Consider the following 9749-nt stretch of genomic DNA (forward strand, 5'->3'; position numbering starts at 1 on the left):
TCGCCGGTCTGCGCCATGAAGCCATCCATCACGCGGTGGAACGGCACGTTGTTGTAGAAGCCTTCGCGGGCGAGCTGCTTGATCCGCTCGACGTGCTGCGGCGCGAGATCGGGCCGCAGCTTGATCACGATGCGGCCTTTGGTGGTGTCGATGACGATGGCGTTCTGCTTGTCGAGGCCTGACGGCAGCGACTGCGCCGAGACTGGCACTGTGATGGCGGGCACTGCGAAGATCAGGGCGAACACGAAGGCGAAAGCTCGGATCATGAAAACTCCGGGAATGTGAGGGACTGATAGCGAGCGACCGGTCACCTTGGCACCACGCCGCAGCGGCTCGGCAGAGACGACATCAGCCAAACTTGGCCTTGAGGCTGGCCGCAACCGATGGCGGAACGAAAGACGATACCTCGCCACCCATGGCGGCGATTTGACGGACCAGTGTGGCGGTGATCGGGCGGACCGGAACCGACGCCGGCACGAACACGGTCTGGATGCCGGGCGCCATGGTGCTGTTCATGCCGGCGAGCTGCATCTCGTAATCGAGATCGGTACCGTCGCGCACGCCCCGGATCATCATGATCGCGCCGGCGTTGCGCGCGGCCGTGACCGTCAGATTGTCATAGGTGGCTGCCTCGAAACCGCATCCGGCCTCGGCCGCGATCGGGCCGAACACGTCCCGCACCATGGCGAGCCGCTCCTCGGTCGGGAACAGCGGCTTTTTGCTGGAATGAACACCGACCGCGACGATGAGCTTGTCACAGAGGTGAACGGACTGCCGCACCACGTCCAGATGGCCGTTGGTGACCGGATCGAACGAGCCTGGATAGAGCGCGATACGTTGCATAAGCCCCTCCTATACCGCCCGGAACCAGCCGGCAAGCACGGGGTTTGTTTCGTCCGGATGGCGACGATGAAACAAACCGTAGGCACGATGAAACCATTTTTAACGGTCGGCGAAGGCTTCTCGAAACCCGTCGTGGTTATCAAGTCACCAACAAGACGATGGGCGGTTAAGACCCATCGACAGGGGGCTCACATGATCAAGGCGCTTTCTGCCATCGCGGTGGCCGCGTTCGTGGCCGCGACCCTTACCATCCTGCCCGGTTTCGCGCCTCAGGTTGCCGCCAGCGTGCCGCAGCCGCTGGCAAAGGCTGACCGGCTCGATGCCCACCCGATCGGCCGCAGCTGCTCGGAGCAGGCCTGGCCGAATTTCGAGGCGTCCTGCCTGCGTGTTGCCGGCAGCAGGGTCACCGTCCGCGAGGCACGCGTGGTGACGGCGGACCATATGCAGTGAGGATGTGCGAATAGCGAGTGGCGGATAGCGAATGGGATTTTCTGCCCTATTCACTACTCCTTATTCGCCATTCGCCGGTTCCCCGTTGCCCTGCTCGCCCTGAGCACCACCATTGGCCCCGTTCTCAGTCTCTTCACCGATATGCTCGACCGCGACGACATGCTCGTCGTCGGCCGTGTTGAACACGATGACGCCCTGGGTGGAGCGGCCGGCAATGCGGATACCGTCGACCGGACAGCGGATCAATTGGCCCTTGTCGGTGACCAGCATGATCTGGTCGCTGTCCTCGACCGGGAAGGAGGCCACCAGCTTGCCGTTGCGGTTATTGACCGACATCGCGACAATACCTTTGCCGCCGCGGCCGGTGGTCCGATATTCGTACGACGAGGTCCGCTTGCCGTAGCCGTTGATCGACACGGTCAGCACGACCTGCTCCGCCGCTGACAGCTCCACATAGCGTTCCTGAGAGAGCTGCTGGATCGATCCGGCCGCGGCTTCCTCGCCGCCCTCGACCTCGACCGCCTCCTCCGAGCCCGCCTCGCTTGCGCCGATCTCGCCTGACATCGCCCGCCGCATCTTCAAGTAGGCCGTGCGCTCGTCCGACGTGGTCTCGACGTGGCGCAGGATGCAGAGCGAGATCACCTTGTCGTCCGCGGGCAGCGCGATGCCGCGCACGCCCATCGAGGTGCGGCCGGTAAAAACACGCACGTCAGGGACGGCGAAGCGGATGCACTGGCCGCCGGCGGCGGTCAGAAGCACGTCGTCGCGCTCGGTGCAGATCTGGACGTCGACGATCGCCTCGCCCTCGTCGAGCTTCATCGCGATGATGCCGGAGCGGCGCACGTCGACGAAGTCGGAGAGTTTGTTGCGGCGGACATTGCCGCCGGTGGTCGCGAACATCACGTCGAGATTGGCCCAGGAGGATTCATCCTCCGGCAGCGGCATGATGGTGGTGATGCGCTCGCCCTGCTCCAGCGGCAGGATGTTGATCAGCGCCTTGCCGCGCGCGTTCGGAGCTGCGACCGGCAGCCGCCAGACCTTCACCTTGTAGACCTGGCCGCGCGAGGAGAAGAACAGCACCGGCGTATGCGTGGAGGCCACGAACAGCCGGCTGACGAAATCCTCCTCCCGGGTCTGCATGCCCGAGCGGCCCTTGCCGCCGCGGCGCTGAGCCCGATAGGCCGACAGCGGCACGCGCTTGACATAGCCGGCGTGCGACACGGTCACCACCATGTCCTCGCGCTGGATGAGATCCTCGTCCTCGACCTCGCCTTCCTGCTCGATGATGGTGGTTCGACGCGGCGTGCCGAACTCTTGCTTGATCTTGGTCAGCTCGTCCTTGATGATGGTTTGAACGCGCGCACGCGAACGCAGAATATCGAGATAGTCGTTGATCTCGATCTTGAGCTTGTCGAGCTCGTCGGAAATCTCGTCACGGCCAAGCGCGGTGAGCCGCTGCAGCCGCAGATCGAGAATGGCCTTGGCCTGCTCGAATGACAGCCGGATCGTGCCGTCCTCGGACAGCCGGTGGCGAGGATCGTCGATCAACGTGATCATCGCCTCGACGTCACGTGCCGGCCAGTCGCGCGACATCAGCGAGTCGCGGGCAGTGGCCGGATCAGGCGACGTCCTGATGACGCGAATGATCTCGTCGATATTGGCGACCGCGACGGCAAGACCGACCAGGATATGAGCGCGGTCGCGGGCCTTGTTGAGCAGATATTTGGTCCTGCGCGTGACCACGCGTTCGCGAAACGCGACGAAGATCGTCAGCAGATCCTTCAACGTCATCGTCTGCGGACGGCCGCCGTCCAGCGCCAGCATATTGGCCGCGAAACTGGTCTGCAGCGGCGTGAACTTGTAGAGCTGGTTCAGCACCACGTCAGGCACGGCGTCGCGTTTCAATTCTATCACGACGCGATAGCCGTCGCGGTCGGACTCGTCGCGCAGGTCGGAAATGCCTTCGATCTTCTTCTCGCGCACCAGCTCGGCGATGCGCTCGACCATGGTCGCCTTGTTGACCTGATACGGGATCTCCGAGACGATGATCGCCTCGCGATCCTTGCGGATGGTGTCGATCCTCACCTTGCCCCGCATCATGATCGAGCCGCGGCCGAGATGATAGGCGCTGCGGATGCCCGCGCGGCCGAGAATGACGCCGCCGGTCGGGAAGTCCGGACCCGGAATGATGTTGTTCAGCTCTTCGATCGAGAGCGCGGGATTGTCGATCAGCGCCACGCAGGCGTCGATCACCTCGCCGAGATTGTGCGGCGGGATGTTGGTGGCCATGCCGACCGCGATGCCGCCGGCGCCATTGACCAGCAGGTTCGGGAATTTGGCCGGAAGGACCGACGGCTCCTTGTCGGAATTATCGTAGTTCGGCGTGAAATCGACGGTATCCTTGTCGATGTCGTCGAGCAGCGGGAGCGCCGATTTGGCGAGCTTGGCTTCCGTGTATCGATAGGCCGCGGGCGGATCACCGTCGACCGAGCCGAAATTGCCCTGGCCGTCGATCAACGGCACGCGCATGGAGAAATCCTGCGCCATGCGGACCATGGCGTCGTAGATCGATTGGTCGCCGTGCGGGTGATATTTACCGATGACGTCGCCGACCACGCGCGCGGATTTGACGTATTTCTTCTCGGGCGTGTGCCCCTGCTCGTACATCGAATACAGGATGCGCCGATGCACCGGCTTCAAGCCGTCGCGCGCATCAGGGAGCGCACGCGCCACGATAACGCTCATCGCGTAATCGAGGTAGGAGCGCTTCATCTCATCGAGGATCGAGACGGGACGAATGTCGGAAGGTCCGGCCGGCTCGCCGGGCTTCTCATCTTCAGCGTCAGACAAAGGGAAATCCGGTCAGTTTCACACGCGAAAATCGCTTCGAATCATATAGCGCATCGGAGTGCCCCAAACCACCCCTGCGCCGCCCAATCGCAGCGCTTTTTCTCCTCGATTTTCCAGCGACTTAAGCCCATGCTTCGGTATCGGTAAACGCCTGGCATTGGTTTGGCCCCGATCCATCGCCAAGCGTGCTGCGAATGCTCCGGAATGACTGGGCTTGAGGGCCTCATCGCCACGATTGATCCGGCAAACATGCCGCTGATGAGCATTCCAGACCACGCGCATGGCTGTCGGAGATAGTTGCAGCGAAATTGCGAGGGATGCTACAAGATGTAGCATCCCTCGCGTTGTGCAATGAAAAGACCTCCCGCCCCAATGATCGCGCCGCCACTGCCATCCGCGCCGAAGCACCGCCCATGATGAAGTTCGAGCACGTCTCGATGGCCGTCATCATCGACGCCTTGGCCGGCGGGCGGGTCAGCGCCGCGGCTCTGATCGAAGGCTATCTCGCGCGGATCAAGGCCTATGACCGCGCCGGCCCCATGCTCAACGCCGTCCGTGCGCTCAATCCCGACGCGCTGACGATCTCGGGCGGGTTCGCCGGTGTCAAGCCGTCGGTCGGCCGACCGCTGGCTGGCGTTCCAATCCTCGTGAAGGACAATATCGCCACCGGCGACAAGCAGCCGACGACGGCGGGCTCGCTCGCGCTGGCGGCCGCACGCGCCAAGCACGACGCCACCGTGGTCAAGCTGCTGCGAAACGCAGGCGCGGTGATCCTGGGCAAGACGAACCTGACGGAGTTCGCCAATATGCTCGCGATCGATATGCCCGCCGGCTACTCATCGCTGGGCGGCCAGGTGAAAAACCCATACGCGCCGGCATTGATGGACGATCGGGGCATCCCGGTTGTCTCGCCGGGAGGCTCGAGCTCTGGTTCGGCGGTCGCGGTGGCGGCCGGCCTGTGCGCGGCCTCGATCGGCACCGAGACCTCGGGCTCTCTGCTATACCCGGCCAGCCAGAATGGCCTGGTCACCGTCAAGCCGACCGTCGGACTGATCAGTCGCGCCGGCATCCTGCCGATTTCGCACAGCCAGGACACCGCAGGGCCAATGACGCGTTCAGTGCGCGATGCGGCGATTCTCCTGAACGTGCTGGCGGCCGAGGATCCGCTTGATCCGGCCACGCAGCGGCAGCGGCGGCCGGCCGATTACACCGCCGACCTCGGCATCGATGCCATGAAAGGCGCGCGCATCGGCGTGCCAAGCGATCCCGCCGACCCGCTGAACGATTGTTACTACGGCAAGCTTGCGCCCAAATGGGCCAAGGTGATGACCGAGGCGATCCAGGTTCTGGAGGATCTGGGCGCCCTCATCGTGCGCGCCAGCATGCCGACGGCCGGCTGGATCGGCGGACCAGGCATCAACATGGCGGTGCTGAACCGCAATCCGCTGAGCCGCAACAAAGGCAATCCGACGGGGCAGCCGATCGTCTTCATCTACGAGCTGAAGCGCGGTCTCGACCTGTACCTGGAGGAGTGGATAACCCAAACCGCGGTGAAGACCATGGCTGATATCGTGGCCTTCAACGCAGCGAATGCCGAAACGGCGATGCGCTTCGGCCAGGACCTGTTCCTTGCTGCCAACGCCACCAGGGGCGATTTGAGTGAGCGTGAGTACAAGTCGGCACGTGCCATGGATTTGCTTGCGGCCAGGACGCGGGGCATGGATGCCTACATGAATCAGCATAAGCTCGACGCAGTGCTGTTTCCCGGCAGCACCGGCTGCGTCATCGCCGCCAAGGCGGGCTACCCCAGCGTCATGGTGCCAGGCGGCTTCATCTCCGGCATCGGTGACCAGGATACGCCCGATTATCCACTCGGCGTCACCTTCGCAGGCCGTGCCTGGAGTGAGCACAAGCTGCTGCGTCTGGCATATGCCTTCGAACAGGCGGCCCATATGCGCAGGCCGCCACCCGGCCTTCCCACGCTCTGAGACTCGGCCGAGAACACGGGTCGGCCGACGCTGCAAACGATACGAACCGGCCGTCCTGAATTCAGAGGAGAGTCACGAATTCATAGATCGCCACCGCTGCCCCGAGACCTCGGCAAATGGCGCCCGCCGGTTCGGCGTCCATGTCGCGGGGGCCATCGTTTGAAATCCCGTTCAGGCCGCCTTGGGCACGTCTTCCGAGGCGCCTGCGGCCTCATCATTCCGGGCAAGTCCCCGCCCCTTCGCCAGGCCGAAGATCGCCGGGATCACGATCAGCGTCAGCATAGTCGACGAGATCATCCCGCCGATCATGGGCACAGCGATGCGTTGCATGATCTCCGACCCGGTGCCGGTGCTCCACATGATCGGCAGCAGGCCGGCCATGATGGCGACGACGGTCATCATCTTGGGACGGACGCGTTCGACCGCGCCCACCATGATGGCATCGTGAAGGTCCTGCCGCGTCAGGGAACGGCCCTCGGCGCCACGTCTCGCCTTTATCTCGGCCCAGGCATGATCGAGGTAGATCAGCATCACCACCCCGGTCTCGGCGGCGACGCCGGCGAGCGCGATGAATCCGACGGCGACCGCAACGGACAGGTTGAAGCCGAGCCACCACATCATCCAGACGCCGCCGACCAGGGCGAAGGGCAGCGAGAGCATCACGATCAAGGTCGGGGTCATCGCTCTGAAATTCAAGTACAGCAGCAGGAAGATGATCGCGAGCGTCACCGGCACGACGATCTTCAGACGGGCCGCGGCACGCTGCAGATATTCGTATTGCCCGCTCCAGACGACATAGGAGCCGGCGGGAAACTGGATGCTTTGGGTGACCGCGGCTTGCGCATCGGCGACGTAACTGCCGATGTCCCGATCTCGGATGTCGACGTATATGTAGGTCGCAAGCTCGCCGTTTTCAGTTCGGATCGAGGTCGGCCCCCGCGCCGGCTCGACCTTGGCGACCTCGCCGAGAGGCACGGCGCCGCCGGCCGGCATCGGCACCAGGATGTCGCTGGCGATCGCTTGCGGATTGTCCCGAAGGTCGCGCGGATAGCGCATGTTCACCGTAAAGCGCTGGCGGCCCTCCACGGTCGTCGTGACGGTCTGACCGCCGAGCGCGGCGGCGATGGTGTCCTGGACGTCCTGGATCAGGATGCCATAGCGGGCGAGCGCCGCGCGATCGGGGGTGATCTCCAGGTAATAGCCGCCAATGCCGCGTTCAGCGTAGGCCGATGACGTGCCGGGAACGGTCTTGATCACCCGCTCGATCTGTCTGGCGAGCCGGTCGATTTCGGTCAGGTCCGTCCCCATGACCTTGACGCCGACCGGCGTGCGGATGCCAGTCGAGAGCATGTCGATGCGGGCCTTGATCGGCATGGTCCAGGCGTTCGAGACGCCGGGAAACTGCAGCGCCTTGTCCATCTCCGCTGTCAGGCTGTCGATCGTGACCCCCGCCCGCCACTGCTCCTTCGGCTTGAGATTGATGATGGTCTCGAACATCTCGGTCGGCGCCGGATCGGTCGCAGTCGCCGCTCGTCCCGCCTTGCCATAGACCGAGGCGACTTCCGGAAACGACTTGATGATCCGGTCCTGCGTCTGCATCAGCTCGGCGGCCTTGGTCACGGAGATGCCGGGCAGCGTCGTGGGCATGTAGAGCAGCGTGCCTTCGTTCAGGCTGGGCATGAATTCGGTGCCGAGCTGCCGGGCCGGCCAGACCGACACCGCCAAAACGACGAGGGCCAGCAGCACGACCAGCGTCTTGGCCCGCAGCACGCCCTTGATCACGGGGCGGTAGATCCAGATCAGGAAGCGGTTGATGAAATTCCGGCTCTCCGGAACGATCCTGCCGCGGACGAAGATCACCATCAGGGCCGGCACGAGGGTGACCGACAGCAGGGCGGCGGCGGCCATCGAGAACGTCTTGGTGAACGCGAGCGGGCTGAACAGCCGTCCCTCCTGCGATTCCAGCGTGAAGATCGGCATGAACGACACGGTGATGATCAGCAGGCTGAAGAACAGCGCCGGTCCCACTTCGGAGGCCGCATCGATCAGGACCTGTACGCGGGACTGATTGGGCTTCGCCCGCTCCAGGTGCTTGTGAGCGTTCTCGATCATGACAATGGCGGCGTCCACCATGGCGCCGATCGCGATCGCGATGCCCCCCAGGCTCATGATGTTGGAGCCGAGCCCGAGCAGCTTCATGGCGCCGAACGCCATCAGGACGCCGACCGGCAGCATCAAGATCGCGACCAGGGCGCTGCGGACGTGCAACAGGAACACGATGCAGACGAGCGCGACGACGATGCTCTCCTCGAACAGCGTATGCTTGAGCGTGTCGATGGCCGCGTAGATCAGGTTCGACCGGTCGTAGACCGGGACGATCTCGACCGATTTCGGCAGGCTGCTCGCGATCTCCTTGAAACGCTTCTTGACGTTCTCGATCACATCGAGCGCGTTGACGCCGAAGCGCTGCAGCACGATGCCGCTTGCGACCTCGCCCTCCCCGTTCAGTTCGGCGATGCCCCGCCGCTCGTCGGGGCCGAGCTCGACATGGGCGACGTCCCGCAGCAGCACCGGGGTTCCGTTACTGGTCTTCAGGACGATGTTGCCGAGATCGTTGATGCTCTTGATGTAGCCCTTGCCGCGGATGACGTACTCGAATTCCGCGAGCTCGACCGTGCGCCCACCGACGTCGGCATTGCTGGCGCGGATGGCATCGCGGATCTTCTGCATGCTGATGCCGCGGTCGCGCATCCGCTGCGGGTCGAGCACCACGTTGTATTGCTTGACGAAGCCGCCGATGCTGGCGACCTCGGCGACGCCTTCGGCTTTGGCCAGTGCGAATTTCAGATTCCAGTCCTGGATCGTGCGGGTGTCCGCCAGGTTCAATTCCTTGGACATCACCGCGTACTGGTAGACCCAGCCGACGCCGGTGGCATCCGGCCCGATCGTCGGCGTGACGCCAGCCGGCAGCCGCGATGCCGCGCCGTTGAGGAACTCCAGCACGCGCGAGCGCGCCCAGTAGATATCGGTGCCATCCTCGAAGATCACGTAGACGAACGACACGCCAAAGAACGAGAAGCCGCGCACCACTTTCGATTTCGGCACCGTCAGCATCGCCGTCGTCAGCGGATAGGTGACCTGATCCTCGATGACCTGCGGCGCCTGGCCCGGATACTCGGTGTAGACGATGACCTGGGTGTCCGAGAGATCCGGGTTCGCATCGAGCGGCAGGTGGAGCAGCGCGTAAAGGCCCGCCGCGGCCGCGAAGCCGGTGCCGAACAGCACCAGCAGCAGGTTGCGCGCCGACCAGGCGATGATGCGAGCGATCATTTGTGCTCTCCCATCTCGTGGGCAGGGACGGCGTCGGAGGCCTTGGGCGCGGCCCCGGCAAACCCCTTCAGCGCGGCCTTCAGGTTGCTTTCCGCGTCGATCAGGAAATTGGCCGAGGTCACGACCGCCTCGCCGTCCGACAGTCCGCTCCGCACCTCGATGTAGCCGCCGCCGCGGCGGCCGAGCTTCACCTCCCGCGGCTCGAACCGCCCCTCGCCTCTGTCGACGAGAACGACCTGCCGGCTGCCGGTGTCGAGCACGGAGCTGTCCGGCACCGCCAGCACGGGC

The 9749-nt window shown here is 64.1% G+C and carries 7 protein-coding genes; 2 read left to right on the forward strand and 5 right to left on the reverse strand.

Annotated features, from left to right (window positions below):
- Together WA702_RS14010 and coaD are read right to left on the reverse strand one after the other, a co-directional pair.
- The coding region (locus WA702_RS14010; RefSeq protein ID WP_425111127.1) for a peptidylprolyl isomerase at positions 1–266 on the reverse strand (266 nt) is incomplete at its 3' end.
- An 82-nt stretch (positions 267–348) separates the two neighbouring features.
- Positions 349–843: a pantetheine-phosphate adenylyltransferase gene (coaD, locus tag WA702_RS14015; protein ID WP_425111128.1), complete on the reverse strand. Its 495-nt coding sequence runs from the start codon at positions 841–843 to the stop codon at positions 349–351.
- Between the two features lie 192 nt (positions 844–1035).
- Here coaD and WA702_RS14020 point away from each other — a divergent pair, with 192 nt between their 5' ends.
- Positions 1036–1293 carry a hypothetical protein gene (locus WA702_RS14020; RefSeq protein ID WP_425111133.1) on the forward strand — a complete coding sequence of 86 codons (258 nt, stop codon included), beginning with the start codon at positions 1036–1038 and terminating at the stop codon, positions 1291–1293.
- 60 nt (positions 1294–1353) lie between these two features.
- On the opposite strand, the gene gyrA is transcribed toward WA702_RS14020, so the two are convergent.
- Entirely contained in the window at positions 1354–4143 is a 2790-nt protein-coding gene (gyrA, locus tag WA702_RS14025) for a DNA gyrase subunit A (RefSeq protein WP_425111129.1), read from the reverse strand.
- A gap of 413 nt (positions 4144–4556) precedes the next feature.
- Here gyrA and WA702_RS14030 point away from each other — a divergent pair, with 413 nt between their 5' ends.
- Positions 4557–6131 (forward strand): amidase family protein, encoded by a 1575-nt coding sequence (locus WA702_RS14030; protein ID WP_425111130.1) that lies wholly within the window; start codon positions 4557–4559, stop codon positions 6129–6131.
- A 171-nt stretch (positions 6132–6302) separates the two neighbouring features.
- On the opposite strand, the gene WA702_RS14035 is transcribed toward WA702_RS14030, so the two are convergent.
- Together WA702_RS14035 and WA702_RS14040 are read right to left on the reverse strand one after the other, a co-directional pair.
- Positions 6303–9461, reverse strand: coding sequence for an efflux RND transporter permease subunit (locus WA702_RS14035; protein WP_425111131.1), 3159 nt, complete (start codon positions 9459–9461; stop codon positions 6303–6305).
- Positions 9458–9749 (reverse strand): HlyD family secretion protein (locus tag WA702_RS14040; RefSeq protein ID WP_425111132.1); only part of this gene is annotated, 292 nt, incomplete at its 5' end. The genes WA702_RS14040 and WA702_RS14035, both read right to left, overlap by 4 nt.

It is taken from the genome of Bradyrhizobium sp., from assembly GCF_049798375.1.
GTDB lineage: Bacteria > Pseudomonadota > Alphaproteobacteria > Rhizobiales > Xanthobacteraceae > Bradyrhizobium.